The organism is Streptomyces sp. NPDC026062, assembly GCF_055568375.1.
Genome location: NZ_JBVHOQ010000013.1, coordinates 90,452 through 115,432 on the forward strand (window position 1 = coordinate 90,452; position 24,981 = coordinate 115,432).

Here is a 24,981-nt window from a genome sequence, read left to right on the forward strand (position 1 = left end):
TCGGATCTCAGGCGTCTAGGGTCACGCCCATGACGAGGACCACGCGCCCGCGCCCTCTCGATGTCGAGGCGCTCTTCCCCGAACTGGCGGACTTCCGGGGAACGACCACCCGGCTCCATCCGAGGCCGGGCGAACCGAAGGTGTCGGACAGTTCCGTGGGTGGTCCTCTGCTGTGGCCGGCGGACGAGCCATGGCCGGTGTGCGACGAGGCCCACGCCCGTGGGCGTGGCCGACGCCCGGCCGACATCCGCCGCTACCGGCGGATTCTGGCTGACGCATGGGCGCGCGAGCAGGCCCCCGGCCCGACGGACGAGGAACGGACGCTCCTGGGCGAGCTGGGCCGGAAGCACCGGATCCCCGGGGTCTCCGACACCGATCCGCTGCCGATGATCGGCCTCGCGCAGCTGTACCGGCGGGACGTGCCCGACCTGCCGAAGGGGCCGGGCGACTGCGATCTGCTCCAGGTGTTCTGGTGTCCCTTCGACGCGCACGGACCTGGCCGGCACGACCTGTCGCCGCACCTGCGCTGGCGGCGGTCGTGGGAGGTCGGCGAGGTGCTGACCGCACCGCCGCAGCCACTGGTCGTCGGGTCGGACGGCTTCGTGCCCGAGCCCTGTGTGCTGCACCCGGAGCAGGTGGTCACCTACCCGTTCTCCGGCCTTCTGCCGGAGGCATTGGGCGCCCGGATCGACGCCTGGGAAGAAGCCCTCGAAGAGGAAGCCTTTGAAGAGGAAGCCTTTGAAGAAGAGGCCTTTGAAGCGGAGGTTCTTGACGAGGACGCCGGGCAGTCGACGGACGAGAGCGTGACGGAGCCGATTGGCTACCAGTACGACCTGTCCATCCCGCCCGGCTGGCGCGTGGGCGGTTTCGCCTCCTGGCACGCCACCGACCCCTCGCCCATGGATTGCCTGAGCTGTACGGCACCGATGCACCTGCTGCTGACCATCGACAGCTCGGAATGGGACGGCGGCAGCGGCAGCTGGAAACCGCTGGAGGACCTGAACCGGCCCACTCACGGTGCCGCCACTCCCACGGAGGTCACGGTGGGCCGCTGGGGTGAGCTCAACGTATTCGCCTGCCCCGAGGAGCCGGAGCACCCCCATCGCTGGAGCATCCAGTAGCGGGCCGCACCCGGGGGCCCGCGCTCGGGAGGCCCGCGCTCGGGAGGCCCGCACCCGGGGGCCGCACCGACAAATCCGCCCCGCTCGTCCCCGCTCGTCCCGCTCGGCCGCCCGAGAACTCTCCTAGAAGGTGAGGTCCTTGGGCGCACCCTCGCCGACGCCGCCGTCCACTGCCTCACGAAGGAGGTCCGCGTGGCCCGTGTGGCGCGCGTACTCCTCGATCATGTCCAGGAGCATGGCCCGGACGCTGGGCGTGCGACCGTTCGGCCAGGTGTAGGACGCCGGTCCGTCGAGCCCGCGCTCCTTGATGACATCGGCGACGAGCTCGCGCGATCGCTCGACAGCGTCCCGCCACACTGCGTAGACATCATCTGGGGAGTCCAGAGCCCGGTGCGCCATTCCCAGTCGGGGTCGGCGTCGGCGTCCACGGCATCCCACGGGGCGCCGTACTCCTGGCCGGCCAGCTTCACGGCCAGCCAGTCCGCCTCGACCAGGGCCACATGCTTGACGAGGCCGCCGAGCGTCATCGAACTGGCCGCCGTGTTCGCGCGCAGAGCCTCCGCGTCGAGCCCCGCCGTCTTCCAGGCGACGGTCCGTCGGTTGCGCTCCAGAACCGCACGTAGAGACTCTGCCTCGGTGAGGCTTTCGGCCTGGCCCGGCAGGGTAGTTGACTCGCCCATGGCGAGGAGAACAGCCGGGCGCGGTCCTCTGCTGACGGTCTTGAGAACTGTCTGGCGACTCCGGCACTGCGCGATGGTCTGGCGGGAGCTCGACCCTCTGACTTCCCGAGTTCGCCTGCACATTCGGATTTCGAGAGCGAAGCTCGGTTCATGAATGTTGCACTGTGGTCGGCAGCCATCACCGGTGGCACCGCGCTGTTCGGCGTCGCCCTGGGCACGGGCCTGACCCTGTTCGGCGAGCGAGCGAAGTGGCGCCGCGAATCGCGTCGGACTGAGCAACGAGAGCGTGCCGAGCGGCTGGAGGACTTCCTGCTTGCCATGGAACAGGCCAAGCAATTGGTCGCACGCGCCACTCTCGGCAACATGGCGGAAGTCGAGCCTGTGAGAGAGGAGTTCGAGCAGCTCATGGCGTCGGTGGCGCTCAAGGTCCTGCGTATACAACTGGTTGAGCCGGCGCCTGTGGCGATCGGTGTGAAGGCAGTGCACACAGCGGCCGTACGAGCGATGGCCCGGTCAACTGACAGCTTGAGCACACAGTGGCTCGATGAATTGACAACAGCGCTGGAGAGCTTGATTCAGGTCTGTCGTGGCGCAGTCCTGGACCAGCCATAGCCGCCAGGCCCGTCCTCCGTTCCCGTTCCGGGACGGTGCGACCAGGGACTCCCGTCAGGCACCGAGCGGGTCCGGCCCCGTGCCTCCGCCGCACTCGTCGCAGTTGCCCGGCTTCGGCGCCCTGAACGCGCGGTCGCAGCCGTCGCAGTTCTGCAACGGCACGGGCCGGTACGCGGCGGGCAGGGAGCGTCCGGACGGCAGCGAGACGGTGAGCCGGTGCCTCAGCAGATGCGCGGGGAACCGTACGGGCCGGGGCAGATCCTCGGTGAGCGCCTTGCGTACGGCGTCGGGCGAGGCATCCCGCTCGAACCAGGCGGCCACACCGGGGACGAGGAAGTCGATCTGCTCCTCGGTCAGGCGGAGTTCGGCGTCCTGCTTCTGTAGCCCGACGAGGAGGAGCGCGGCAGCCTGGAGGAGCTGCGGCCGGGGATTGAGCGGCTGCGGAAGCGGGGGCCGAGGCGGCTTCTTGGCGGTGGGCGCGGGGACGCGGGGGAGCGGGGCGGGTTCTACGGAGTCTGTGGGCTCTGCGGGGCCTGTGGCGTCCGTGGGAGGCGCCGGGGCTGGAAGCGGGGCAGGGATCGCGGCCGGGATCGGAATCGGGATCGCGGCCCGGTTCGGGACCGGGATCGCGACCGGGACCGGGACCGGGACCGGGACCGGCCCGAGGGTGGGATTCGGTGCTGGTGCTGGTGCTGGTGCTGGTGCTGGTGCTGGTGTCGGGGCCGGTACCGGACCCGGGCGGGGCTTGCGCGGCCTGGTTGTCTCCGCCTTGGCGCCGGCTGCGGGGTCCGGGTGGTTGTACGAAACCGTGCGCGTGTACACCTTGCCCTCCGGCGAACGCACCCGGGTGCGCTTCAGGTAGCCGTGTTCCTCCAGCTCCCGCAGGGCTGCGGCGATGCGATGCTCACTGTCGGCGGGCAGGCGGGCGGCCAGGGCCTTGATGCCGATCTTGGCGCCGGGCGGCAGCGACTGGATGTGGAGGCCGAGGCCCCGGGCAGCGAGCGAGAGCTCGCTGTGCTGGCTGAGGTGGTTGCCCACGACGGTGAAACGTTCGGTGTGGCGGACGTTGACATGCTCGACGCCAGAGGGCGGGCAATAGGGGGCCGCGATAACCTGCGAGGTATCCATCGGGAAGGGACTACTTCCGTGTTGGTCAGGCCCCCGCTCGGGATTGTCGTCCCGGCGGGGGCCGTCAGCTGTCTGAAGTTGGTGCGGCGAGCATATGCCAGGCAACCGGGGCAGAATCCAGCCCAGTTGGCGAACCTCACCCGTGCGGGTGACGCGCCCTCCGGGCGGGGTTGGTGGGTAGTGAGTTCTCTTCCAAGAGCCTTTAAAAGCCTTTACGTCGTGCGTCACCGGGACGCGGGAATCCACGACGTGGGGTGCCGCATCGTGGATTCCCGCGTCCCGGTGACGGGCGTTCCGGGGTCAGTTCTGGCAGGCGTACGTGAGGAAGGCGGACCAGACGGCGGGGGTCACGTCCATGTGGGGGGCTTGGGGGTTTTTGGAGTCGCGGATGTGGATGGTGGCGGGGGAGGTGGCGACCTCGATGCAGTTGCCGCCTTCGCCGGTGCTGTGGCTGGACTTGCGCCAGTCGTATGCGACCTCGATGCAGGCTCCGCCCTCGCCGCTGCTGTAGCTGCTCTTGAACCAGTGCAGTTGCTCGGTGTTCATAGCTCTCCCAGCATCTTTTCGATGAGTGTCAGGGACTCCCTCGGGGTGAGAGCCTGCGCTCGGATGATCCCATAGCGCTCGCTGAAGACTCGGACTGATTCTGGATCGGTAATCAGCCGGGGGTTGCCATAGAGCTCCGTGTAGGCGGCCTGAGATCGCCCCTTGGGCGTAATCAAGGTGAACGTGCCGTCAATCGCAGGGTGTTCCTCTCGATCGGTCGGCATCACCTGAATCTCCACGGTGCGCAGGCGACCGATGCGCAGGAGTTGTCGCAGCTGTTCTGCATGTACGGCCCGCCCTCCGATGGGGCGGCGTAACGCTGTTTCCTCCAGCACGTAGCTGAAGGTCGGCGCGGGCCAGCGCTCGAAAATTTGCTGTCGTGCCAGCCGGTCAGCGACGCGTTTCTCGATGGTTTCCTCGTTCAGGAATGGGCGTCTCTGGGTGAATACAGCCCGCGCGTAGTCCTCCGTCTGCAGCAGACCGGGAACGACCTGTGAGCTGTACTCGTGCAGCGCGACCGCCTCCGCCTCGGCCCGCGCATAGTCCCGGAACCAGTCCGGGTGACGCGTCCGCACCTGCGTCAGCGCCTTCTGTACGTCGTCCGCCGCGGCGATCAGGACCCCGCCCGCGCCGGTCGCCCGGTCGACGCGTTCAAGAAAGTCCGGCTGAGGTGTCCGTACTCCCCGCTCCACCGCCGACACGAGGTCTTCCCCGCAGTGCGCCGCCAGGCCCAGTTCCCGTTGGCTCAGGCCCGCGCGTTCGCGCAGGACCTTGATCTGTTTGCCCAGCGCTCTGAACAGGTGCGCCGTACCGTCCGACTCGGCCGGCCGCTCCGGTCGTTCTTCGCGTTCCGCGTTCGCCATCTGCCCCGTACCGCCTCTGTCTGTCCGGTCACGGCCCGACAAGCCCGTACAGCCGTCGGCAGGGATCCGTACAGCTTCAGGGAGTCGTGGTGTCACTCCTGGTCAGCGTACGAGTACGCAGACACGCTGAGTCACATGAACGCCGAAATCACCCGTGAGTGCACCGAGTTCGTCCAACGCTTCTCCGCCACCCGCCGAGGCGTCCGGCTCGCGCGCCGGCTTGCGGTGCACCAGCTGGACGAGTGGGGAGTGCCGTACGGGAGTGAGCTGTCCGACAACGTGGCGGTGATCGTGGCCGAGCTGGCGGCGAACGCGGTGGCGCACGGGTACGTAGCGGGGCGCGACTTCGAGCTGCGGCTGACAGCGGGCGCGGGCAGGGTCCGGATCGAGGTGTCGGACGCGCGCGGGGAGCGGTGGCCGACGCTGCGCGCCCGAGGGGCTGGTGCGGAGACGGGCCACGGCCTGCATCTGGTCGAGGCGCTGGCGGCGCGATGGGGCGTGGCCGAGCGCCTGATCGGGAAGACGGTGTGGGCGGAGTGTGCCATGGACGTCAGCACGTGAAGGTCCTTCCCTGCCGGGACTGGCAAGGACGGGAAGCCTCGGTCGGCCACCCGGCAGGGACGGGGAATGGGGTGGGTCGCAGTGGTACGGAGCCTGGGCGAGCGGGACGGGTCAGGTCCGCCGCCAGGACCGGGTGATGATCTCCCGGTAGGTGTGGTGGGACGGGTTCTGGCCGCAGTGCCGCAGCACCCAGTCCTGCGGTTCGGCGAAGTCCTCGCTCGTCGGCGAGGTCTCTCCGTCCACCGCGCACTGCATCGCGTACAGGACCGGCTCCGCGTCAGGCTCACCGGCACCCCGGGCATCGACGTCCGTACCCACGAAGCCATGCGCTACAAGTCCGTCTACCGCGCCGACGACCAGTAGTTCGTCAACGCCCACGCCTGGGGCGTCAACGCTGACGCCGCCCCCGTACGGCAACTTCGCCGACACGAGACAGGCGGCATGAGCGCCGTACGGGAGCGAGCTGTCCGACAACGTGGCGGTGATCGTGGCCGAGCCGGCGGCGAACGCGGTGGCGCACGGGTACGTATCGGGGTGTGCGCCCTACTCCTTCATGCAGACGTCCTCGAAGGCCGACAGGGTGATCACGCCGGAGTCACTGAGGGCCTGGTAGCTCGCGACCAGGGTCCAGCCGCGCTGCTTGAGTACCGTCCGGCTGCTGTCGGTATCCCCGGTGTCCGGGGCCTTGCGTTCCTCCGGTGACCGGGTCTGTTGCCAGTCGCGCTCACCGAGCTCGTCCAGCACTGCCTGGTAGCGGTCGACATCGGCCGCGGTGGCGTCGGTGCCGTACCCCTTGTAGCTGACGGCGCACGACTTCAGTGAGCCGGCGGGAGCGTCTTCGAACCCATCACCCCACCCTGGTGCGTTCGCCGGAACGCGCGCGTCCGCAGCCGAGGTGTTGATGTCGGTGCGCACGACGTCCTTGGTGAGCGGACCGGTGCCCTTCGGCCGGGGCTTTACCGAAGTCGGGGCGGAGGCAGCCCTGGCGTCGGCGTCGCTCGTGCCGCAGCCTGCGGCTCCGAACGAGATGACCGCTGTGACTGCCGCGGCAGCCCACGTCGTTCTGTGCACAGCCGTACCCCCCAGCCTCGAAGAGCCGGGTGCCCCACGATGATATGAGGAGTGTGTCACGGGGGACGGACAGGGCCTGCCCCTTCATCCGGCTGCTCCGCCGGCGTCGGCCGGAGTGGTCGAGGACGTCGGGGACGCCGTGGGCGCGGGCCGGGGTGCGGTCATGTCGAGGAGGAGCAGGGCGTCGTGGTCGGGGCTGCCGGGTTCGGCGGTGTACACGCCGATGCGCTGACCGGGCGTGCCCTCCACCTGAAGGGACTGGGACGTGAGGGTGAGCGCGCCGACCAGCGGGTGCTGGAAGGTCTTGTGGGCGGGCTTGCGTCCGGTCACCTCGTAACGCTCCCAAAGGCCCGCGAATTCGGGGCTCTTGAGGAGGAGTTCACCGACGAGCCGGGTGAGATCGGGGGCGTCGGGGGCGATGCCGGCGATGGCCCGCAGCCGGGCGACACAGGCGGTGATCTGGCGGTCCCAGTCGGTGAAGAGGCCACGGGCCGCAGGGTGCAGGAAGAGGTAGCGGGCCAGGTTGCGTCGGGTGGCCGGCCAGTCGTCCAGGCCCGCGTACAGGGCGAGGCCGCCGGGGTTCCAGGCGAGCAGGTCCATGCTGCGGCTGATGACGTAGGCAGGGTTCGGACGGAGCGATTCGAGCAGCAGCTTGAGGTGGGGGCGCACGGTGCGGCTCGGGGCGGGCGGCGGCTCGGGGGCGTAGCGGGCGGCGCGGGCGGCGAGCTCGCGCAGATGCTGGTGTTCCTGGTCGTCCATCCGCAGGGCTCGGGCGAGGGAGTCGAGGACGGCGGGGCTGGGACGGGTCTCCTTGCCGCGTTCCAGGCGTACGTAGTAGTCGATGCTGATGCCGGCGAGGGTGGCCAGCTCCTCGCGGCGCAGGCCGGGGGTGCGGCGGATACCGGTACCGACGGTGAGACCGGCGGATTCGGGACTGGTCCGGGTGCGGCGGGCGCGCAGATAGCTGCCCAGCTCGGCGCCCTCGCTGTTCGCGCTCCGGTATGCCATGGCTCCAGTCTCGCTCGCACACGGCCCGGCGCGCGGGGGTGAGGGGGGCCCTGTCGTTGCCCCCGAAGAGTTCGCCCTGCCACACCGGCCCGATCCGGGTGAAGCTGGACACGCGGGACACCGGCAGGGACCCCGACACCCGGATCCCGCCGTCGGCCTGCTCAAGAGCGAGCTGCCGGGCCGGGCGGGACCGGGCCGGGCGGGAGCCAAGGCGGCGGGTGACGCCACGATGCGGAGAGGACGATATGCGTTACATCAACCTGCGTGACCTGGAGGTTTCCCGGATCGGGCTGGGTGCGATGGGGATGTCCCACGGCTACACCGGCTCCGGTACCGACGACCCGGAGTCGATCAGGACCGTGCACCGGGCGCTTGAGCTGGGTGTCACGCTCATCGACACCGCCGAGATCTACGGCCCCTACACGAACGAGGAGCTGCTGGGCGCGGCCCTGAAGGGGCACCGGGGCCAGGTGGTGCTGGCCACCAAGTTCGGCCTCGTGTCCCACGGAGGTGAGGGGGCGTGGAACCTGGACTCCCGCCCGGCGAACATCCGTACCGCCGTCGAAGGCTCCCTCAAGCGGCTGGGAACCGACTACATCGACCTCTACTACCAGCACCGCGTGGACCCGAACACTCCCATCGAGGAGACCGCGGGCGCCGTCGGTGAACTGATTGCCGAGGGCAAGGTGCGCGCCTTCGGTCTCTCGGAGGCCGGGCCCGACACGATCCGCCGCGCCCACGCCGTCCAGCCGGTGACCGCCGTCCAGTCCGAGTACTCCCTGTTCACCCGGGGGGTCGAGGAGCGTGTCCTGCCCACGCTGCGGGAGCTGAACATCGGCCTGGTGCCCTTCTCCCCGCTGGGCCGCGGCGTCCTGACGGGCACCGTCCGTTCCACCGACCAGTTCGACGAGAACGACTTCCGGCGCGACAATCCGCGCTTCACCGGTGAGAACTTCCGGCGCAACCTCGCCCTCGCCGACGAGGTCAAGGCCATGGCCGACGAGGTGGGCGCGACGCCCGCCCAGGTGGCGCTGGCCTGGCTGCTCGCCCAGGGTGAGGACATCGCCCCGATCCCGGGCACCAAGCGCGTCAGCCGGGTCGAGGAGAACGTCGCCGCCGACGCGATCACGCTGACCGCCGGGCAACTCGACCAGCTCAGCAGCCTGCCTCCTGCCGCCGGTGACACCCACACCGAAGCCCAGGCGCGCATGCTCGAACGCTGACCTCCCGGATGCTGGCCTCCTCACCCTCGGAGGTCCCCCGTTCGGAGCAGCGCCTCTTGATGCGTGCGGCCGGGATGTGCGGGCCCAAGACGCCCGCGTGGAGAACCGGCCCTCACGGCCCTCATCACCGCCTGACCCCCCGACCCCCTACGTAAAGGAGCAACCTCATGCAGTCCGTAACCCTGAACAACGGTGTCGAGATGCCGCTCCTCGGCTTCGGCGTCTACCAGATCCCCGCCGACGACACCGAACGCGCGGTCTCCGAGGCACTCGCCGCCGGATACCGGCTGCTGGACACCGCCGCCGCGTACGGCAACGAGGAAGCCGTCGGCCGGGCGATCAAGTCCAGCGGCATCGCCCGCGAGGACCTCTTCGTCACCACCAAACTCTGGGTGCAGGACGCCCCTGCCGAGGACAACACCCGCCGCGCGTTCGAGACGTCCCTGGGCAAGCTCGGTCTCGATCACCTCGACCTGTATCTGATGCACCAGCCGTTCGGCGACGTCTACGGCCAGTGGCGGGCCATGGAAGCCCTCAACCGCGAAGGCGCCGCGAAGGCGATCGGTGCCGCCAACTTCTACCCCGACCGGCTGCTCGACCTGATCTTCAACAACGAGATCACCCCCGCCGTCAACCAGATCGAGACCCACCCGTTCTTCCAGCGCGCCGACTACCAGCGCCTCATGGGTGAACACGGGGTCCAGATCCAGTCCTGGGGCGGCTTCGCCGAGGGCAAGAACGACCTGTTCACCAACCCCCTGCTGGCCGAGATCGGCAAGGAGCACGGCAAGTCGGTCGCACAGGTCGTCCTGCGTTGGCTCACCCAGCGCGGCGTCGTCGCCATCCCCAAGTCCGTCCGCGCCGAACGCATGGCGGAGAACTTCGACATCTTCGGCTTCCGGCTCACCGACGAGCAGATGGCCCGGATCGCCACCCTTGACACCGGTGCCTCGCTGTTCTTCGACCACCGCGACCCCGAGATGGTCGAGTGGCTCGCCAAGCGTCGGCTGGACGCCTGATCCGTACCCACGGCGGGCCTGACCCGCTACCTACCGCGGGCCTGACCCGTAGCCACAGAGGGTGCGGGTAGGTCGTGCCGTAGGCCCTTGCTCGCCCTCGTCCGGTCAAGCGGGACCGGGAGCCCAACTGCCAAGCACTGCCCACGTGATCACCGGCGGCGGAGGGCGGGTGACGCCTGGACAGGTGCGTCCCAGTGGCCCCGTCGATGCTTCCCTCTCCCGCCCGACCCGTTCTGGCATGATGCGCTGGCAGCGGTCCGGGAGGGCTGTGCCGTGCGCAGAGGAGGGGCCTTGTTCGACGGACTGGAGCCGGAGGACCCGCGGCAGGTGGGGCGGTACCGGATCGTGGCGCGGATCGGCGCGGGCGGCATGGGGCAGGTCTATCTGGGGCGTTCGCCCGGTGGCCGTCCGGTCGCGCTGAAGGTGGTACGTCCGGAGCTGGCCCGGGACCTGGACTTCCGGCGTCGCTTCGTTCGCGAAGTGACGGCGGCCCGCAGAGTGAACGGGGCTTTCACCGCCGGGGTCGTCGACGCCGAACCCGACGGCTCCCCGGCCTGGCTGGCGACCGTCTACGTATCGGGTGTGTCGCTGGGCGAGGCGGTTGCCCAGCACGGGCCGTGGCCGGCCGAGCACGTGCTGGCGCTCGGCGCCGGTCTGGCCGAGGCACTGGAGGCGATCCACGCCGCCGGTGTCGTGCACCGCGATCTGAAGCCCTCCAACGTGCTGCTGGCCCCCGACGGCCCCCGAGTGATCGACTTCGGCATTTCGACTGCGAGTGAGGCCAGCGCGCTCACCCATACCGGCATGACGATCGGCACGCCCGGTTTCATGTCCCCGGAACAGCTCACCGGCCGGTCCATCGGGCCCGCCAGCGACGTCTTCGCGCTCGGCGCGGTACTGGCCTACACCGCTGTCGGCATCGGCCCGTTCGGTACCGGCACCCCCCACGCCCTGCATTTCCGCGCCGTGTACGAGGAGCCCGACCTCGACGCTCTTCCGCCGAAACTGCGCCGGATCGTGGCGGCCTGCCTGGCCAAGGAGCCCGATCAGCGGCCGGCCGTGGCCGAACTGCTGCACCGGATGACCACCCCGGACGAGGGGGACACGGCCGAACCGACGCCCCTGCTCACCGAGCCCGACTGGATGCCCGACGCGGTCGACCGGCTGGTCCGGGAAAAGGCCGCCACCCCTCTGCCCCGCAACCCCACCCCGACGCCCGCAGCAGCGACCCCGACGCCGATACCGACGTCGCCCCCGACCCCGACGCCGATACCGACGTCGCCCCCGACCCCGACTGCGCCGGACCTACCTGCCGCACTCCACGAAGCCACGCCCGAACCGGCGCAGATGCCTGCCGCGACCGCGACGCCCGGCACCTCGCCGGTTACCGACACGTCTCCTGCCGCCGGCACCTCTCCGTCCACCGCCCCGGCCCTGCACCACGCACCGACGCGGAGCGCCGCCCCGGCCCTGCACGACGCGCCCACGCAGACCGCCGACCCCGCCGTGCAAGGACCGGGCGGCACGTCTCCTCCCCTCTCCCGGCGCGGTGTCCTGTTGGCCCTGGCGGGTACAGCAGTCGCCGCCGGAGTCGCCGTCACGGTCTGGAAGACCGCCGACAGGGGTTCCGGCGCCGCAGGTTCGCCCTCCGCCGTCCAGCCCTCCGCACGGAAGTCCGTCCGTGCCACCACACCACCGGCCCCCAGAAAGCCCGGCCGGCCACTCTGGTCCTTCCGGACAGACGACGAGGTGATGACGATGCCGACCGTCGCGAACGACGTCGTCTACTTCGGCAGCAACGACAACAACCTGTACGCGCTGGACGCTGCCACGGGCAGAAAGCGCTGGTCCCTCGACACCGGCAGTGTCGTCTACTCCTCGTCCGCCGTCGTGGGCGAAACGCTCTACGTGGGCACCTACCTCAACGGTCTGTACGCGGTGGACGCCGCAACCGGCAAGAAGCGCTGGGTCTTCGCCGACGGATCGATCTTCTCGTCGCCGGTCGTGGTCGACGACGTCGTCTACGCCGGAAGCAGCGACGGGCGCCTCTACGCGGTGGACGCGGTGACAGGAAAACGGAAATGGAGCTTTCGCTGCGGCAAGAACGGCGATGTGACAGAGACGCCGACCGTGGTGAAGGGCGTCGTGTACTTCTCCAGCGACGACGATCACCTCTATGCGCTGGACGCCGGGACGGGCAAGCGCCGTTGGGCCTTCCCTGTCCTCGACGGCGTGAACTCCGCCCCGGTCGTGGCCAACGGCCTGGTCTACGTCTCCAGTAGCCGCTTGTACGCGGTGAACGCGGCGACGGGCAAGCAGCAGTGGTCCCTCGCCGGTTCCAAGTACAAGAACGTAGGCACCGGCAACCGCGCTCTCATGTCGCCGACCGTGGCCGGTGGCGTGGTGTACGTCGGCGACAGCATCGAGTACCTGTTCGCGCTGGACGCCGCGACAGGCAAGAAGCGCTGGGCCTTCGAGACCGAGAGCAGTGTCTTCCCCGCTCCGGCTGTCGCGGACGGGGTGGTCTACGTGTGCAGTGCGGACAGCCATCTGTACGCGGTGGACGCGCGCACAGGGAAGAAGCGCTGGGCCTTCCGGACAGGCGCTGCTCTGGAGTCCTCCCCGACGGTGGCGGGCGATGTGGTCTACGTCGGCAGCAAGGACCACACCCTGTACGCCATCCAGACGTGACACCGGGCAGCACCTGATCAGCTCGGTCGGTGGACCCGGTGGACCCGGTGGACCCGGTGGAGCGGGCCCGTCGGTGGCCGGCCGCTGCCGGCAGCGGGAACCGGGGCGGTGTCTTTGCGCGTCCCGGTGCATGACATGAACATTTCTTGACCTAGGGGGAGACCGATGCGGCAGTCGACCGGAGGCCGGATCGCTGTAGGAACAGCGGGGGCCTTGCTGACCGTGCTGTTCGCCGCGGGTTGCTCGGTCAGCGCGGGCTCGAAGTCGGTGAGCAAGGACGAGGTCGCCAAGCAGGCCTCGGCCGCGCTGGGCAAGCAGGTCGGCCGCGAGCCCGACGACATCACCTGTGAGGACGACCTGAAGGCCGAGGTGGGCGCCACCATCCGCTGCGAACTCACCGACGGTGGCGAGAAGCAGGGCATGACGGTCACCGCGAAGTCGGTCGTCAACGGCAAGGTCAGCATGGACTTCAAGGTCGACGACGCCCCGGGCGGATGAGGTCGATCACGTTGCCGAAGACGAGACCGCTCACGTTGCCCTGAAGGCGTCGAGGTGACCTTCAGTGCATGCGGCACGTCCGCATACGCGTCCTGGGGTGTGTCCTCCCCGGCCGTCAGTCGCCGAGGACGCGTTCCCACAGCAGCCCGTCCCGCCAGCTTCCGTCGAGGAAGATCGCGGAGTGCGCGACGCCGTACGGGCTGAACCCGTTGCGGCGCAGCACCCGTTGTGACGGAAGGTTCTCCAGGTTGGTGGACGCCTCGGCGCGGTGCAGCCCGAGTTCGTCCGCCATCAGCCGGAGCGCGAGCCCGACCGCGAGCCCGGCGTGCCCCAGGTTCTGGGCGGCGCCGGTGATCCAGTATCCGACGGAGCCCCGGCGCAGGTGCGGCTGAGGCAGGATGCCTCCGACGGTGATCTGGCCGATCACCTGGTCGTCCGCGAGCACCACGCCCGGCCAGACCGTGCCGGCCCGGTGTCCGGCCAGCAGCCCGTCGATCCGCTCCGCCTGGCCCTCCGGGGTGAAGAAGGCGGCCGGCTGCGCCGGTTCCCACGGCCGGAACGCCTCGAAGTCACGCACCCGGTGTGCGGCGATCGGGCCGGCGTCGGTGGGCTCGATCAGGCGGATCCGGGTACTGCCACGCATGGACTGATCCTCTTCGCGTTGCGTCGGACGAGAGGGCAAACCTACGCGAGGGCTCCCGCACCGCCCCCTTCCTCTCCTTCCCTCTCCTTCTTCTTCGCCCTCTCCGTGATCGCCTCCACCACCAGTAGGCATCCGCGCACATCCTTTTCGCTACTGCCGTTGCGCAATGGTGAGGTCGGGGCTACCTTCGTTTTACGAGACGGTCGTAGCGAAAAGGGAGGGGCGCATGGAACCGGCAGTCCGGCGTGGCCGGCCGCGCAGTGAGGCGGTGGACGCCCGAATCACCGAGGCGGCCCTGGAGTTGCTGCTCGCACGCGGCTACGACGCCTTCTCCGTCGACGAGGTGTCGGTAAAGGCGGGAGTCGCCAAGACCACGTTGTACCGGCGCTGGCCCACCAAGGATCACCTCGTCGTCGCCGTCGTGGCGCGGATGCAGGACGAGGTCCCCGTCGAGTACCGGGGCGACGTGCGCGCCGATCTCACGCGCTACCTCCACGCGATCGTCGACGGCCTCGAACGGATGCGGCTCGCGGGGCCCCCGGCGTCGTCGGGGGACGCGTCCGCCGGGCTCGTCGCCGAGGTCGCCGCCGCCGCCGCGCGACACGCGGACATCGGCTCGGCGGTGCAGGCGATGTTCGTACGGCGGAACGCCCTGGTGCTCCGCGTCATCGAACAGGCCCGTGACGAGGGTGAGTTGCACCAGGATGTCGAGCCCGAAGTGGTCTTCGACCAGTTGGCCGGTGCGCTGTACTACCGGCTGCTCATCACCGGCCGGCCCATCGGTGCCGCGTACGTCGAACGGCTCGTGACCAGTGTGCTGCGGGGCGCCGCCGCCTGAGGCGGGCGATGCCGTGCGGCTCGTACGCCGTACACCATGACGAGAGGAAGTCCACCGATGAACACCGTCTTACCGCCCACGCCGGCCGAATCAACCCCGGCCCAGGATCCGCCCTCGACCCAGGCACCGAGCCAGGCACCGGCCCAGAGTCCCCCTCCCTCTCCCCCTTCCGCTCCCGTCCGGCGCCGCAGGCGTCGCGTACTCCTCGGGGCCGGAGCGGCGCTCGTCGCTCTTCTCGGCGGGTACACGGCGTGGAGCAACACCCATCCCGTCGGCTGACGGCCTCCATCGAGATCGAGGCCTCGTCCGACGAGGTCTGGCGGGTGCTGGCCGACCTGCCCGCCTATCCGGAGTGGAACCCGTTCATCACCTCGTCGGAGGTGACATCGGAGGGAGGCCGTCTCCGGGAGGGCGCGACCCTGCGCAACGTGCTGCACGACCGGACCGGGGACACCGTCTTCACCCCGGAAGTCCTGACCTCGGAACCCGGCCGGGAGCTGCGGTGGCTCGGGAAGATCGGGCCCGGCTGGATCGCGGACGGGGAACATCGGTTCGTGATCGAGGAGCTGGGCGGTCACCGCGTCCGCCTCACCCAGAGCGAGTCGTTCACCGGGGTCGCGGTGCCGTTCGCCGAAGGGAAGTTGAGGGCTGACACCCTTCCGCAGTTCCGCGCGATGAACGAGGCCCTGGCCCGGCGGGCCGAAGCCGGGACGGGTGACTGACGCACCCGGGCCGTCCAGGCGTCCGCGCGCCCTTGCCCTCGACGGCCGTTGAGTTCAGTGCCCGGTCAGCGTCATCTCGAAGGAGTACCGGGACGCCCGGTAGCGGTGCGAACCGAACTCCACCGCGCGCCCCGCGTCACCCTGGACCGTGCGTTCCATGGTGAGCAGGGTGCCGCCGCGTCCCTCGCCCAGCAGCCGGGCCTCCTCCGCCGTGGCCCTGCGCGCCCCGACGGTCTGACGGGCGGTGCGCAGGGAGACGCCGGCCCGTCCGAGCAGTTCGTAGAGCCCGAACTCGGTGAGGTCGTCCACCGTCAGGGGCGCCAGGTCCGCCGGCAGGTGGTTGTGCATGACGGCGATGGGTTCGTCGTTCGCGTAACGCAGCCTGCGCAGGGCGATGGTGGGCGTCCCCGGTTCGACTCCGAGGGCGATCGCGACGGTGGCCTGGGCGGGCACGGTCTCCATGGACAGCACCTCGGTACGGGGCCGGCGGCCGTCCCGCTTCAGGTCCTCGAACAGGCTGGTCAGCTCCGTCTGCCGGCGCACCCGGTTGTTGACGACCTGGGTGCCCACCCCGCGCCTGCGGGCGAGGAGCCCCTTGTCGACGAGGTGCTGCATGGCCTGACGCATCGTCGGACGGGAGAGGCCGAACCTCTCCGCCAGGGCGATCTCGTTCTCCAGCCGGGTACCGGGCTTCAACGTGCCCGATTCAATGAGCTGTTGGAGCTGCTGGGCGACCTGGAAGTACAGCGGTACGGGACTGCTCCGGTCGATGCTTATCAGCCTGGTGAGCGATTCCATGAGGGCTCCTCGAAGCGTGGTACCAGGCGTTCAGTATGGCGCACGGTTCGACTCAAGCTCAGTACGTGTATATGTCAGAACAATTGCTTGACTCATTGTGACGCCGAGGATACAAATCAGGGACAGGCATCCACTCCTCCCCGAACCGGAGGCATTTGCGCATGCGCATCGGACTCATCGGTACCGGCCGGATCGGCACCTTCCACGCCGAGACCCTGATCGGACTGCCCGCCGTGAAGCGGGTCGTCCTCCATGACTCCCTTGAACACCAGGCACGGGCCCTGGCCGTCAAACTCGGTGCCGAGCACGCGCCCGATCTCGACGGGCTGCTGGGTTCCGGCCTGGACGCCGTCGTGATCGCCGCCCCCACCGCCGCCCACGCCGATCTCGTACGGGCCTCGGCCGCCGCCGGACTGCCCGTCTTCTGCGAGAAGCCGATCGCCGGAACGCTCGCCGGGACCCGGGCCCTGCTGGCGGAGCTCGACCGCACGGGCGTCCCCCTCCAGGTCGGCTTCCAGCGCCGCTTCGACGCCGGGTACGCCGCCCTGCGCGATGCCGTCGCCGCCGGTGAGCTGGGCTGGCTCCACACCGTCCGGGCCGTCACGGCGGACCCGGCGCCGCCACCGGCCGGATACCTGACCACCTCGGGCGGGATCTTCCGCGACTGCGCGGTCCACGACTTCGACATCGTGCGCTGGGTCACCGGCCGTGAGGTCGTCCAGGTCAGCGCCACCGGCGCCAACCGGGGCGAGTCCTGCTTCACCGCCGCCGGAGACGTCGACACCGCCGTCACGGTGCTCACCCTCGACGACGACACCCTGGTCACCTGCACCGCCACCCGTTACAACGGCGCCGGTTACGACGTACGGATGGAGGTGGCCGGCTCCACCGGCACCCTGGCCACCGGCCTCGGCCCCCACGCCCCCCTCCGCTTCACGGCGGGCGGGCCGCAGCCCGGATCCGTCTCCCACGACGGATTCCTCAGCCGCTTCCGTGACGCGTACGTCGCCGAGCTGACCGCCTTCACCGAGGTCGCCGCGGGTGCCCGCCCCAGTCCCTGCACCGGCCACGACGCACTGGCCGCCCTGCTGGTCGCCGAGGCCGCCGACCGGTCGTGCCGCACCGGCCGGCCCGTACGAGTAGAGGAGGCGGGCCGATGATCCGCGTCGCCGGTGCCCCCATCTCCTGGGGTGTGTGCGAAGTCCCCGGCTGGGGGCACCAGATGGCCCCGCAGCGGGTGCTGGAGGAGATGGCCGCAGCGGGGCTGGCCGCCACCGAGTTCGGGCCCGACGGCTTCCTGCCGCAGGATCCGGACGCCCGCGCGGAACTGCTGGCCGGTCATGGACTGGCCGCCGTCGGCGGGTTCGTCCCCGTCGTCCTCCACGACCCCGGACGCGACCCGCTGCCCGAGGTCCGCCGCGCCCTGGCCGGATTCGGGTCCGCCCGGACCCTGGTCCTGGCCGCCGCCACCGGGGCCGACGGCTACGACGCCCGCCCCGAACTCACCCCGCGGGAGTGGGACACCCTGCTGGCCAACCTCGACCGGATCGCCGCCCACGCCCGCGCCGAAGGGATCACCGCCACCCTGCACCCGCACATCGGCACGATGGTCGAGGGCCCGGACGAGATCGCACGCGTCCTCACCGGCAGTTCCGTCCCCCTCTGCCTGGACACCGGCCATCTGCTGGCCGGTGGCAACGACCCCGTGGCCCTGGCCCGCCGGGCCGCCGACCGCATCGCCCACGTCCACCTCAAGGACGTCGACGCGGCGCTCGCCGCCCGCGTCCGGGCCGGGGACATCACGTACACACAGGCCGTCCGGACCGGCCTCTACCGGCCGCTCGGCCAGGGGGACGTGGACATCTCCGCGATCACCGAGGCGCTCGGCGCGGCCGGCTACACCGGATGGTACGTACTCGAACAGGACACCGTCCTCGACGCCGAACCTCCTCCGGGCGAGGGCCCGTTCGCCGATGTCGTGGCGTCCCTGGCCCAGCTGCGCGAGGTGACGTCGTGACGGCCGGGGAAACCGCGCCCGAGGTGCTGGTCATGGGACGGCTCGGGGTGGACCTGTACCCCCTCCAGCAGGGGGTGGGCCTGGCCGACGTCGAGACTTTCGGCAAGCAGCTGGGCGGCAGCGCCGCCAACGTCGCCGTCGCCGCCGCCCGGCACGGCCGCCGCACCGCCCTGATCAGCCGCACCGGGCAGGACCCCTTCGGCGACTACCTCCGGTCCGAGCTGCGGGGGTACGGAGTCGACGCGGCCCGGGTCCGCCCCGTCCCGGGGCCCCCGACCCCGGTCACCTTCTGCGAGGTCTTCCCGCCCGACGACTTCCCCCTCTGGTTCTACCGCCCGCCCGGCACCCCGGACCTCCAGATCCGCCCCGAGGAACTGGACCTGGACGAGGTGCGCGCGGCCGGACTCCTGTGGGTCACCGGCACCGGGCTCTCCGCCGGACCCAGCGCGGCAGCCCACCTCGCCGCCCTGATCGCCCGCGACCGGTCGGGGATCACCGTCCTCGACCTCGACTACCGGCCCGGTCTCTGGTCCTCTCCCGAAGCCGCCGGATCCGCGCTGCGGTCCGCCCTCGCGGGAGCCACCGTGGCCGTCGGCAACCTCGACGAGTGCGAGGCGGCCGTAGGCCACCGCGACCCGGACGCGGCGGCCGACGCCCTGCTCGCCACCGGCATCGAACTGGCCGTGGTCAAACAGGGACCCGCCGGGGTGCTGGCCCGCACCGCCACCGAGCGGATCGTGGTCGCGCCCCACCCCGTCCGCGTCGTCAACGGCCTCGGAGCGGGCGACGCCTTCGGCGGCGCCCTGTGCCACGGCCTGCTCGCGGGCTGGCCGCTGGAGCGGACCCTCCGCTTCGCCAACGCCGCGGGCGCGTACGTCGCGGGGCGGCTCTTCTGCGCCCCCGACATGCCGACCACCCGGCAGGTGGAGGACATGGTGGAACACGCCCACGCCTCCGGAGCGGCACCCCATGCGTGACGGAGCCCTCCAGACCCTGACGGAGACCCGGGCCCGGCGGCCCGAAGCGATCCTGGAGGCCGCCCGGCGCCGCAGCCGGCGCCCGCTGGTCAAGCCCTCCGGGCGGCTGATGCTGGTGGCCGCCGACCATCCGGCCCGGGGCGCCCTCGCCGTACGCGGCCGCCCCGACGCCATGGCGAACCGCGCCGGACTCCTCGACCGCCTGCTGACCGCCCTGGAACGCCCGGGAGTGGACGGGGTACTCGGCACCCCCGACGTGCTGGAGGACCTGCTGCTGCTCGGCGCCCTGGAGGACAAGGTCGTCATCGGCTCGATGAACCGGGGCGGCGTGCCCGGGACGGTGTTCGAGATCGATGACCGCTTCACCGCCTACGACGCCGCCTCGATCGAGGAGATGGGCTTCGACGCCGGGAAGATGCTCCTGCGCATCGATCCGGCCGACGCCGCCACCGCCTCCACCCTGGAGGGCTGCGCGGACGCCGTCTCCTCCCTCGCGGACCGCCGGCTGACGGCCCTGGTCGAGCCCTTCTGGGTCACGCGTACGGCGGACGGGCAGGCGGTCAACGACCTGCGCCCCGAAGCGATGGTCAGGGCGCTGGCCATCGCCCAGGGCCTCGGCCGCACCTCCGCCTACACCTGGCTGAAGGTTCCCGTGGTCGACCACATGGAAGCGGTGATGGAAGCCTCGACGCTCCCCGCGCTGCTGCTCGGCGGAGACCCGCCGGGCACCCCCGACCGGACGTTCGCCTCCTGGGAGAAGGCACTCCGGCTCCCCACCGTGCGCGGCCTGGTGGCCGGCCGGTCCCTGCTCTACCCGCCCGACGACGATGTGGCCGCAGCGGTGGACACCGCCGTCGGCCTGCTGTGAGAGGAGGCGCCATGGACGGCCATCAGCCCGCGGGCAGCACCGCACACGGCCCCTGGTCCGTGGACACCGGCATGCGGCACACAGGGCTCCGGGTGCTGGAACTCGGCCCCGGCGGCTCGGAGTCCTTCGGTACGCGCGCATGCGAGGCGATCGTGCTCCCCCTGTCCGGCTCCTGCTCCGTGCGCTGCGGCGCGGAGACGTTCGAACTGGCCGGGCGCCCCGGCGTGTTCGAGGGCGTGAGCGACTTCGCGTACGTTCCCCGGGGCAGCGAGGCCGTCATCAGCAGCCCCGGCGGCGGCCGCTTCGCGCTGGCGAGCGGCACGGCCCGGCGTGATCTGCCGTTCCGCCGGGGACCGGCCGAGGGGGTACCGGTCGAGACCCGCGGCGCGGGCTCCTGCCGCAGGCGGATCCACAACCTGGCCAGTGCCGACGGTTTCGCGTGCGACCACCTGATCGTGGTGGAGGTCCTCACCCCGGACGGGAACTGGTCGAGCTATCCGCCGCACAAGCACGACGAGCACACCGCGACCGAGTCGGAGCTCGAAGAGATCTACTACTTCGAGATCGGCCGGGGCGGCTTCGGGCTGCACCGGCTGGGCGGCAGCCCGCCCGGCCCCGCCGGGGAGACGGCCGAGGTCCGCACCGGTGACGTGGTGCTGGTGCCGGACGGCTGGCACGGCCCGTCGGCCGCGCTGCCCGGCTACCCCATGTACTACCTCAACGTCATGGCGGGCCCGCACGACGAGCGCGCCTGGCGGATCACCGACGACCCGGCACACGCCTGGATCCGCGAAACCTGGAAGGACGCCCCGGCCGCCACCGGGGGACCGTCCGCCGAAGGAGTCTCATGATCCGGCTCACCGTCGCCCAGGCACTCGTGCGGTTCCTGGCCGCCCAGCACACCGAACGGGACGGGGAGAGCCGCCGCCTGTTCGCCGGCTGCTTCGGGATCTTCGGGCACGGCAACCTCGCCGGGCTGGGGCAGGCGCTCTGGGAGAACCGCGACCTGACGTACCACCAGGCCCGCAACGAACAGGCGATGGTGCACACCGCGGCCGCGTACGCCCGGATGACCGACCGCCTCTCGACGTACGCCTGCACCTCCTCGGTCGGCCCCGGGGCCACCAACATGGTCACCGCCGCCGCCGGAGCCACCATCAACCGGCTCCCGGTGCTGCTGCTGCCCGGGGACACCTTCGCCACGCGCGTCGCCGAACCGGTCCTCCAGCAGCTGGAGATGCCGTGGGCGGGGGATCTGAGCGTCAACGACGTCTTCCGGCCCGTCTCCCGGTACTTCGACCGGATCAGCCGCCCCGAGCAGCTGATCGGCGCCGCCCTGGCGGCCGTACGCACGCTCACCGACCCGGTGGACACCGGCGCGGTCACGCTCGCGCTGCCCCAGGACGTGCAGGCGGAGGCCCACGACTGGCCCGAGGAGTTCCTGGCGCCCCGGGTGTGGCGCGTCGACCGGCCGGCCCCTCAGCCCCAGGTGCTGGCCGACGCCGTCCGGATGATCCGGGCCGCCCGCCGCCCGCTCGTCGTGGCCGGGGGAGGGGTCGTGTACGCGGGCGCCACCGAGGCGCTGGACGCCTTCGCGCGCGCCACCGGCATCCCGGTCGCCGAGACCCAGGCAGGGAAGGGCGCGCTCCGGCACGGCCACCCGTGCGCGGCGGGCGCCGTCGGGCACACCGGCACGTCGGCGGCCGACGCGCTGGCCCGGGAAGCCGACCTGGTGATCGGCATCGGCACCCGCTACAGCGACTTCACCACCGCCTCGCACACCCTGTTCGCCCGTCCCGGCGTGCGGTTCCTGAACATCAACGTCGCCCGGTTCGACGCCGTCAAGCACGCCGGACTCGCGATGGTCGCGGACGCCCGTACGGCCCTTGAGGCACTGACCGCCGAGCTGGCCGACTGGCAGGTGCCCCCGGAGTACCGTGCGCGGACCGAGGCCCTGACCCGCGACTGGGACGCGGCCGTGGACGCCGCGTACCAGCTGGGGAACACCCCGAACCCCGCACAGTGCGAGGTGGTCGGAGCGGTCGACGAGGCAGCCGGCGAGGACGGTGTGGTGGTCTGCGCGGCCGGATCGCTCCCCGGCGACCTGCACCGGCTCTGGCGGCCGGCGGACCCGAAGCAGTACCACGTCGAATACGGGTACTCCTGCATGGGTTACGAGATCGCCGGCGGGCTGGGCGTGAAGCTCGCCGCCCCCGAGCGCGAGGTCTTCGTCATGGTGGGCGACGGCTCCTACCTGATGATGGCGCAGGAACTGGTCACGGCGGTCGCCGAAGGGGTCAAGCTCATCGTGGTCCTGGTCCAGAACCACGGCTACGCGTCGATCGGGGCGCTCTCCGAGACGGTCGGCGCACCACGCTTCGGCACCTGGTACCGCTACCGCGACGCGGACAGCGGGGCCCTGGAGGGCGGCCGGCTGCCCGTGGACCTGGCGGCCAACGCGGCGAGCCTGGGGGCGGACGTCCTGCGCGTCACCACCGTCGCGGCCCTCCGCGACGCCCTCGCCACGGCCAGGGCCGCCACCCGGTGCACGGTGATCCACATCGAGACCGACCCGCTGGTGCCCGCGCCGGCCTCCGGGGCGTGGTGGGACGTGCCGGTCGCGGAGGTGTCCGACGCCCCGGAGACCAGGGCCGCCCATGAGGCGTACGTGAACGCCAAGGCGGCCCAGCGGCCGTATCTCTGAGGGGCCACGCCGACGGGCCGGCTGCCCCGGGTCCCGGCCCGTCGGCGCTTCACAGCCCGGTGGCGGTCTGCTGGGCGGAGGCTCTACTCCTCCGGCGCGAGCGGCACGTAGGTGTCCGCGTCGGCCCGTTCCCAGTCCGTGCGGCCGGCGTCCTCGATCTTGTACATGTTCTGCTGGGTCACCGTGGCCCACCGGATGAAGGTGTTCAGTGCGCTCATGGCCGTGATCAGCTGGAAGTAGAGGAGCGCGTACTCGTTCCTGGTGTTCGCGAGCCAGGTGTTGAAGGCGCCTGCCTGACCGCCTCCCAGGCGGCTGTTCCTGATCTTCGTCACCGCTTCCGGGTCGTAGATCCTCTCTTCGAGAAAGGTGCTCCAGCCCGCGCCGGTGACGGCCAGGTCGCCGAGTGCCCAGCCTTCCGACCCTGCCGCTGCGGCCTTCTGGTTCAGTGCCTGGGCGAAGTGTCCGAACGTCGACGCGTTCGCGTCCGGCCCCGTGACCGAGTCCTCCGCCAGGGTCGCGATGAACGAGTAGTGGGCCACACCGCTGTCGTTCGGATGGCCGAGCGCCCCGGCCCGGACCGCGGTCGCCCGCAGGGTCGTGCAGGCCGTCGTCAACGTGCCGAGTGCCGTGGTGAACTTCGTGCGGAGGCCGGCCTTCTTCTTGATGGCCTCCTTGGTCGAGTCGTCGAGCTCAGAACCTCTACGGAACGCCTCCGCGCGCGCCGTGAGCGCGTCGGCGATCTGGACGGCCGTGGCATCGAGCGCGTTGAACACATGGTCGCCCTGCGCATGGCCTCCGCCGGCGCGCTGGACGGCGGTGCCCGAGGTGCGGAGGCGGCTCGCGGGGGCCGGTTCCCGGGCGGTCCGCTGCACCTGCGGAGCCGGCCCCGACATGACGCGGCGGGCGTTGGCCTCGGCCTCGCGTTCGAAACGGTCACCGGGGTCGCTGATCGACAGCCCGCCGCCGTTGTCGGTGCCGGAGACGGCCCCGTTGCGCTGCTGGATCACATGGGTGAGCTCATGGGCGAGGGTGTGCTTGTCACCGCCGCCGTCGCCGATGACGACGTGGTGGCCGGACGTGTAGGCGCGGGCCCCGACCCCGGCGGCCGAGGCGCGGGCGGAGCTGTCCTCGTGGACGCGGACCTCGGAGAAGTCCGCGCCCAGGCGGGACTCCATCTCCTCACGCAGCGGGGCGGCGAGCGGCCGGCCCGACCGGGCCAGCACCTCGTGGACGGCGGACCGCTGTACGCGGGTACCGGCCGACGGGACCTGCTGGTGGCCGCAGTCCGCACCGTGCTCGTGCTGTTCGTCCCGGTGCCCGGCCAGTTGCAGCATGTGCAGCACCGCGGCGTTTCCGACGCTGCGCTGGAGCGCCATGACGTCCGCCCGGTCCGCCGGGGTACGGACCCGCGGCGCCGACCGGCTGCCGGTGGCCTGTTCGGCGCCTCGCTCGTGCAACATCGGAACGCCCTTCGACGACGAGACAGACCCGCACCACGAAACACCCCGCAGGCGGTGTCCGGCAGGTTCACGAGGGCAGACCCCGGGCAGCGCTGCCGTCCGCACGGGCCCGGCCGAGGCGCCCTCCGGGAGCGGCCGGGCCCGGCTAAAGGGCCCGGAGCAGCCTCGACGCAGGCGGCTCCGGCGGGTCCGTCACCTTGCCCAGGAGGGCCGGAAGCTCCGTCAGCGCGCCGATACGGAAGTCCGCCGTCTCCGCCACATCGGGGTGATCCGCCCACCAGTATCCGTACGCGCCCCGCCGGATGTGCGCCGCGAGCAGCCCCGAGGACTTGGCCGGGAACAGGTCGTCGGCCGGATGGTCGCCCACGTACAGCGTCGCCTCCGGTGCCGAACCGGACACCTCCAGGACGCGGGCGAAGAACTCCGGATCCGGCTTGGCGACGCCCCACTCGTCCGAGGTGACGACCACGTCCGCCGGCAGGTCCAGCCCCCGCAGCAGCTCCCCGGCCCGCACCGTCCCGTTGCCCGCGACCACCACCCGCGCACCCAGCGCCCGCAGTTCCGCCAGCGCGGGCCGCACATCCGGATAGAGGTCCGACTCGTCCAGATGCTCACCGCGTCCGGCGGCGGCCCGTGCCATCGAGGCCTCGGTGACGTCTATGTCGGGGCGCAGCATGGTCAGCGCGTCGGCGCTGTCCCGCCCCTGGACGACGGCTGCCCCGACCAGCGCACTCAGGGTGTGCGGCGGGACGCCGAGCCAGTTGGCCCAGGATGCCCAGTAGCGGTCGTCGCGGATGAGTGTCTCGCCGATGTCGAAGACGATCGTTTCCATCACCGGGCCGAGCCTACGGGCCGAGCCCGCGGGGAGCGGGCCGCCGCGCGGCCGGGGCGCCAGGGGCGGGTGTGACCTGCGGGAGATCCGGCCGGTCACCG

At 71.2% G+C, this 24,981-nt stretch carries 26 protein-coding genes and 3 pseudogenes; 17 read left to right on the forward strand and 12 right to left on the reverse strand.

The genetic code is table 11. The features are described from left to right. The first annotated feature begins 29 nt into the window (after positions 1-29). A complete protein-coding gene (locus ACZ4LX_RS14605) occupies positions 30-1,121 on the forward strand; it encodes a hypothetical protein (RefSeq protein WP_467649334.1) in 1,092 nt (363 codons plus the stop codon). A gap of 123 nt (positions 1,122-1,244) precedes the next feature. Here ACZ4LX_RS14605 and ACZ4LX_RS14610 read toward each other — a convergent pair whose 3' ends face one another. Next, a complete protein-coding gene (locus tag ACZ4LX_RS14610; protein WP_467649332.1) occupies positions 1,245-1,478 on the reverse strand; it encodes a mycothiol transferase in 234 nt (77 codons plus the stop codon). Between the two features lie 98 nt (positions 1,479-1,576). Then, a pseudogene (locus ACZ4LX_RS14615) lies at positions 1,577-1,924 on the reverse strand (mycothiol transferase); the annotation flags it as partial. A 27-nt stretch (positions 1,925-1,951) separates the two neighbouring features. Between ACZ4LX_RS14615 and ACZ4LX_RS14620 the strand changes: the two are divergent. Next, positions 1,952-2,413, forward strand: coding sequence for a hypothetical protein (locus ACZ4LX_RS14620; protein ID WP_467649330.1), 462 nt, complete (start codon positions 1,952-1,954; stop codon positions 2,411-2,413). 54 nt (positions 2,414-2,467) lie between these two features. On the opposite strand, the gene ACZ4LX_RS14625 is transcribed toward ACZ4LX_RS14620, so the two are convergent. The 3 genes from ACZ4LX_RS14625 to ACZ4LX_RS14635 form a co-directional block, all read right to left on the reverse strand. Then, positions 2,468-3,541, reverse strand: coding sequence for a hypothetical protein (locus ACZ4LX_RS14625; RefSeq protein ID WP_467649328.1), 1,074 nt, complete (start codon positions 3,539-3,541; stop codon positions 2,468-2,470). 300 nt (positions 3,542-3,841) lie between these two features. Continuing rightward, complete coding sequence (locus ACZ4LX_RS14630) at positions 3,842-4,087, reverse strand: DUF397 domain-containing protein (RefSeq protein WP_467649326.1); 246 nt, start codon at positions 4,085-4,087, stop codon at positions 3,842-3,844. After that, entirely contained in the window at positions 4,084-4,950 is an 867-nt protein-coding gene (locus ACZ4LX_RS14635; RefSeq protein ID WP_467649324.1) for a helix-turn-helix domain-containing protein, read from the reverse strand. Before ACZ4LX_RS14635 ends, ACZ4LX_RS14630 begins: the two co-directional genes overlap by 4 nt. 135 nt (positions 4,951-5,085) lie before the next feature. Here ACZ4LX_RS14635 and ACZ4LX_RS14640 point away from each other — a divergent pair, with 135 nt between their 5' ends. After that, the gene (locus ACZ4LX_RS14640) at positions 5,086-5,511 is read left to right on the forward strand and encodes an ATP-binding protein (RefSeq protein ID WP_467649322.1); all 426 of its coding nucleotides are present in this window, start codon (positions 5,086-5,088) and stop codon (positions 5,509-5,511) included. A 111-nt stretch (positions 5,512-5,622) separates the two neighbouring features. Here ACZ4LX_RS14640 and ACZ4LX_RS14645 read toward each other — a convergent pair whose 3' ends face one another. Beyond that, positions 5,623-5,829, reverse strand: a complete 207-nt coding sequence (locus ACZ4LX_RS14645) for a DUF7848 domain-containing protein (protein ID WP_467649320.1) — start codon at positions 5,827-5,829, stop codon at positions 5,623-5,625. On the opposite strand from ACZ4LX_RS14645, the pseudogene ACZ4LX_RS14650 reads away from it, so the two are divergent. Then, positions 5,791-5,955 (forward strand): annotated as a pseudogene (locus tag ACZ4LX_RS14650) (XRE family transcriptional regulator); the annotation flags it as partial. The gene ACZ4LX_RS14645 and the pseudogene ACZ4LX_RS14650 overlap by 39 nt on opposite strands. Positions 5,956-5,962: 7 nt before the next feature. Beyond that, a pseudogene (locus tag ACZ4LX_RS14655) lies at positions 5,963-6,046 on the forward strand (ATP-binding protein); the annotation flags it as partial. 8 nt (positions 6,047-6,054) lie between these two features. On the opposite strand, the gene ACZ4LX_RS14660 reads toward ACZ4LX_RS14655, so the two are convergent. After that, positions 6,055-6,582 (reverse strand): hypothetical protein, encoded by a 528-nt coding sequence (locus tag ACZ4LX_RS14660; RefSeq protein WP_467649318.1) that lies wholly within the window; start codon positions 6,580-6,582, stop codon positions 6,055-6,057. An 84-nt stretch (positions 6,583-6,666) separates the two neighbouring features. Further along, positions 6,667-7,590 (reverse strand): helix-turn-helix transcriptional regulator, encoded by a 924-nt coding sequence (locus ACZ4LX_RS14665; protein ID WP_467649316.1) that lies wholly within the window; start codon positions 7,588-7,590, stop codon positions 6,667-6,669. A 245-nt stretch (positions 7,591-7,835) separates the two neighbouring features. Here ACZ4LX_RS14665 and ACZ4LX_RS14670 point away from each other — a divergent pair, with 245 nt between their 5' ends. The 4 genes from ACZ4LX_RS14670 to ACZ4LX_RS14685 all read left to right on the forward strand — a co-directional run bounded on the left by ACZ4LX_RS14670 (position 7,836) and on the right by ACZ4LX_RS14685 (position 13,021). Then, the gene (locus ACZ4LX_RS14670) at positions 7,836-8,813 is read left to right on the forward strand and encodes an aldo/keto reductase (protein WP_467649314.1); all 978 of its coding nucleotides are present in this window, start codon (positions 7,836-7,838) and stop codon (positions 8,811-8,813) included. Positions 8,814-8,980: 167 nt separating this feature from the next. Next, positions 8,981-9,832: an aldo/keto reductase gene (locus tag ACZ4LX_RS14675; RefSeq protein ID WP_467649312.1), complete on the forward strand. Its 852-nt coding sequence runs from the start codon at positions 8,981-8,983 to the stop codon at positions 9,830-9,832. 291 nt (positions 9,833-10,123) lie between these two features. After that, entirely contained in the window at positions 10,124-12,523 is a 2,400-nt protein-coding gene (locus ACZ4LX_RS14680) for an outer membrane protein assembly factor BamB family protein (protein ID WP_467649310.1), read from the forward strand. Between the two features lie 222 nt (positions 12,524-12,745). Further along, positions 12,746-13,021: a DUF4333 domain-containing protein gene (locus tag ACZ4LX_RS14685; RefSeq protein ID WP_467649370.1), complete on the forward strand. Its 276-nt coding sequence runs from the start codon at positions 12,746-12,748 to the stop codon at positions 13,019-13,021. A 115-nt stretch (positions 13,022-13,136) separates the two neighbouring features. Here ACZ4LX_RS14685 and ACZ4LX_RS14690 read toward each other — a convergent pair whose 3' ends face one another. Beyond that, a complete protein-coding gene (locus ACZ4LX_RS14690) occupies positions 13,137-13,664 on the reverse strand; it encodes a GNAT family N-acetyltransferase (RefSeq protein ID WP_467649308.1) in 528 nt (175 codons plus the stop codon). Between the two features lie 226 nt (positions 13,665-13,890). On the opposite strand from ACZ4LX_RS14690, the gene ACZ4LX_RS14695 reads away from it, so the two are divergent. Together ACZ4LX_RS14695 and ACZ4LX_RS14700 are read left to right on the forward strand one after the other, a co-directional pair. Next, positions 13,891-14,502, forward strand: a complete 612-nt coding sequence (locus ACZ4LX_RS14695) for a TetR/AcrR family transcriptional regulator (RefSeq protein WP_467649306.1) — start codon at positions 13,891-13,893, stop codon at positions 14,500-14,502. Between the two features lie 251 nt (positions 14,503-14,753). Further along, the gene (locus tag ACZ4LX_RS14700; protein ID WP_467649304.1) at positions 14,754-15,224 is read left to right on the forward strand and encodes an SRPBCC family protein; all 471 of its coding nucleotides are present in this window, start codon (positions 14,754-14,756) and stop codon (positions 15,222-15,224) included. A gap of 54 nt (positions 15,225-15,278) precedes the next feature. Here ACZ4LX_RS14700 and ACZ4LX_RS14705 read toward each other — a convergent pair whose 3' ends face one another. Next, positions 15,279-16,022 carry a GntR family transcriptional regulator gene (locus tag ACZ4LX_RS14705; RefSeq protein ID WP_467649302.1) on the reverse strand — a complete coding sequence of 248 codons (744 nt, stop codon included), beginning with the start codon at positions 16,020-16,022 and terminating at the stop codon, positions 15,279-15,281. A gap of 161 nt (positions 16,023-16,183) precedes the next feature. Between ACZ4LX_RS14705 and ACZ4LX_RS14710 the strand changes: the two genes are divergently transcribed. Genes ACZ4LX_RS14710 through iolD form a run of 6 tightly spaced genes read left to right on the forward strand, consistent with a single transcriptional unit; the run spans position 16,184 to position 22,588 of the window. After that, a complete protein-coding gene (locus ACZ4LX_RS14710) occupies positions 16,184-17,182 on the forward strand; it encodes a Gfo/Idh/MocA family protein (protein WP_467649300.1) in 999 nt (332 codons plus the stop codon). After that, positions 17,179-18,039, forward strand: a complete 861-nt coding sequence (locus ACZ4LX_RS14715) for a TIM barrel protein (RefSeq protein WP_467649298.1) — start codon at positions 17,179-17,181, stop codon at positions 18,037-18,039. The genes ACZ4LX_RS14710 and ACZ4LX_RS14715 overlap by 4 nt, the downstream gene beginning before the upstream one ends. Before the next feature lie 32 nt (positions 18,040-18,071). After that, a complete protein-coding gene (gene iolC, locus ACZ4LX_RS14720) occupies positions 18,072-19,016 on the forward strand; it encodes a 5-dehydro-2-deoxygluconokinase (protein WP_467649368.1) in 945 nt (314 codons plus the stop codon). Continuing rightward, on the forward strand, positions 19,009-19,884 hold the full coding sequence (locus tag ACZ4LX_RS14725) for a Cgl0159 family (beta/alpha)8-fold protein (protein ID WP_467649296.1): 876 nt from the start codon (positions 19,009-19,011) through the stop codon (positions 19,882-19,884). Before iolC ends, ACZ4LX_RS14725 begins: the two co-directional genes overlap by 8 nt. An 11-nt stretch (positions 19,885-19,895) precedes the next feature. After that, on the forward strand, positions 19,896-20,735 hold the full coding sequence (gene iolB, locus ACZ4LX_RS14730) for a 5-deoxy-glucuronate isomerase (RefSeq protein WP_467649294.1): 840 nt from the start codon (positions 19,896-19,898) through the stop codon (positions 20,733-20,735). Further along, positions 20,732-22,588 carry a 3D-(3,5/4)-trihydroxycyclohexane-1,2-dione acylhydrolase (decyclizing) gene (gene iolD, locus ACZ4LX_RS14735; RefSeq protein WP_467649292.1) on the forward strand — a complete coding sequence of 619 codons (1,857 nt, stop codon included), beginning with the start codon at positions 20,732-20,734 and terminating at the stop codon, positions 22,586-22,588. The genes iolB and iolD overlap by 4 nt, the downstream gene beginning before the upstream one ends. 83 nt (positions 22,589-22,671) lie before the next feature. Here the strand turns inward: iolD and ACZ4LX_RS14740 are convergent, their stop codons facing one another. After that, a complete protein-coding gene (locus ACZ4LX_RS14740; RefSeq protein ID WP_467649290.1) occupies positions 22,672-24,048 on the reverse strand; it encodes an eCIS core domain-containing protein in 1,377 nt (458 codons plus the stop codon). A 145-nt stretch (positions 24,049-24,193) separates the two neighbouring features. After that, the gene (locus tag ACZ4LX_RS14745) at positions 24,194-24,880 is read right to left on the reverse strand and encodes an HAD family hydrolase (RefSeq protein WP_467649366.1); all 687 of its coding nucleotides are present in this window, start codon (positions 24,878-24,880) and stop codon (positions 24,194-24,196) included. Between the last annotated feature and the right edge of the window lie 101 nt (positions 24,881-24,981).

What these genes read in the sequence shown, in the direction of transcription:
- ACZ4LX_RS14625 (WP_467649328.1), bottom strand. Translation starts at nt 3,541, where the DNA reads ATGGATACCTCGCAGGTTATCGCGGCCCCCTATTGCCCGCCCTCTGGC.
- ACZ4LX_RS14705 (WP_467649302.1), bottom strand. Translation starts at nt 16,022, where the DNA reads ATGGAATCGCTCACCAGGCTGATAAGCATCGACCGGAGCAGTCCCGTA.
- ACZ4LX_RS14635 (WP_467649324.1), bottom strand. Translation starts at nt 4,950, where the DNA reads ATGGCGAACGCGGAACGCGAAGAACGACCGGAGCGGCCGGCCGAGTCG.
- ACZ4LX_RS14690 (WP_467649308.1), bottom strand. Translation starts at nt 13,664, where the DNA reads ATGCGTGGCAGTACCCGGATCCGCCTGATCGAGCCCACCGACGCCGGC.
- ACZ4LX_RS14675 (WP_467649312.1), top strand. Translation starts at nt 8,981, where the DNA reads ATGCAGTCCGTAACCCTGAACAACGGTGTCGAGATGCCGCTCCTCGGC.
- ACZ4LX_RS14745 (WP_467649366.1), bottom strand. Translation starts at nt 24,880, where the DNA reads ATGGAAACGATCGTCTTCGACATCGGCGAGACACTCATCCGCGACGAC.
- ACZ4LX_RS14630 (WP_467649326.1), bottom strand. Translation starts at nt 4,087, where the DNA reads ATGAACACCGAGCAACTGCACTGGTTCAAGAGCAGCTACAGCAGCGGC.
- iolD (WP_467649292.1), top strand. Translation starts at nt 20,732, where the DNA reads ATGATCCGGCTCACCGTCGCCCAGGCACTCGTGCGGTTCCTGGCCGCC.
- ACZ4LX_RS14715 (WP_467649298.1), top strand. Translation starts at nt 17,179, where the DNA reads ATGATCCGCGTCGCCGGTGCCCCCATCTCCTGGGGTGTGTGCGAAGTC.
- ACZ4LX_RS14670 (WP_467649314.1), top strand. Translation starts at nt 7,836, where the DNA reads ATGCGTTACATCAACCTGCGTGACCTGGAGGTTTCCCGGATCGGGCTG.
- iolC (WP_467649368.1), top strand. Translation starts at nt 18,072, where the DNA reads ATGGGACGGCTCGGGGTGGACCTGTACCCCCTCCAGCAGGGGGTGGGC.
- ACZ4LX_RS14665 (WP_467649316.1), bottom strand. Translation starts at nt 7,590, where the DNA reads ATGGCATACCGGAGCGCGAACAGCGAGGGCGCCGAGCTGGGCAGCTAT.
- ACZ4LX_RS14620 (WP_467649330.1), top strand. Translation starts at nt 1,952, where the DNA reads ATGAATGTTGCACTGTGGTCGGCAGCCATCACCGGTGGCACCGCGCTG.
- iolB (WP_467649294.1), top strand. Translation starts at nt 19,896, where the DNA reads ATGGACGGCCATCAGCCCGCGGGCAGCACCGCACACGGCCCCTGGTCC.
- ACZ4LX_RS14605 (WP_467649334.1), top strand. Translation starts at nt 30, where the DNA reads ATGACGAGGACCACGCGCCCGCGCCCTCTCGATGTCGAGGCGCTCTTC.
- ACZ4LX_RS14710 (WP_467649300.1), top strand. Translation starts at nt 16,184, where the DNA reads ATGCGCATCGGACTCATCGGTACCGGCCGGATCGGCACCTTCCACGCC.
- ACZ4LX_RS14725 (WP_467649296.1), top strand. Translation starts at nt 19,009, where the DNA reads ATGCGTGACGGAGCCCTCCAGACCCTGACGGAGACCCGGGCCCGGCGG.
- ACZ4LX_RS14740 (WP_467649290.1), bottom strand. Translation starts at nt 24,048, where the DNA reads ATGTTGCACGAGCGAGGCGCCGAACAGGCCACCGGCAGCCGGTCGGCG.
- ACZ4LX_RS14695 (WP_467649306.1), top strand. Translation starts at nt 13,891, where the DNA reads ATGGAACCGGCAGTCCGGCGTGGCCGGCCGCGCAGTGAGGCGGTGGAC.
- ACZ4LX_RS14640 (WP_467649322.1), top strand. Translation starts at nt 5,086, where the DNA reads ATGAACGCCGAAATCACCCGTGAGTGCACCGAGTTCGTCCAACGCTTC.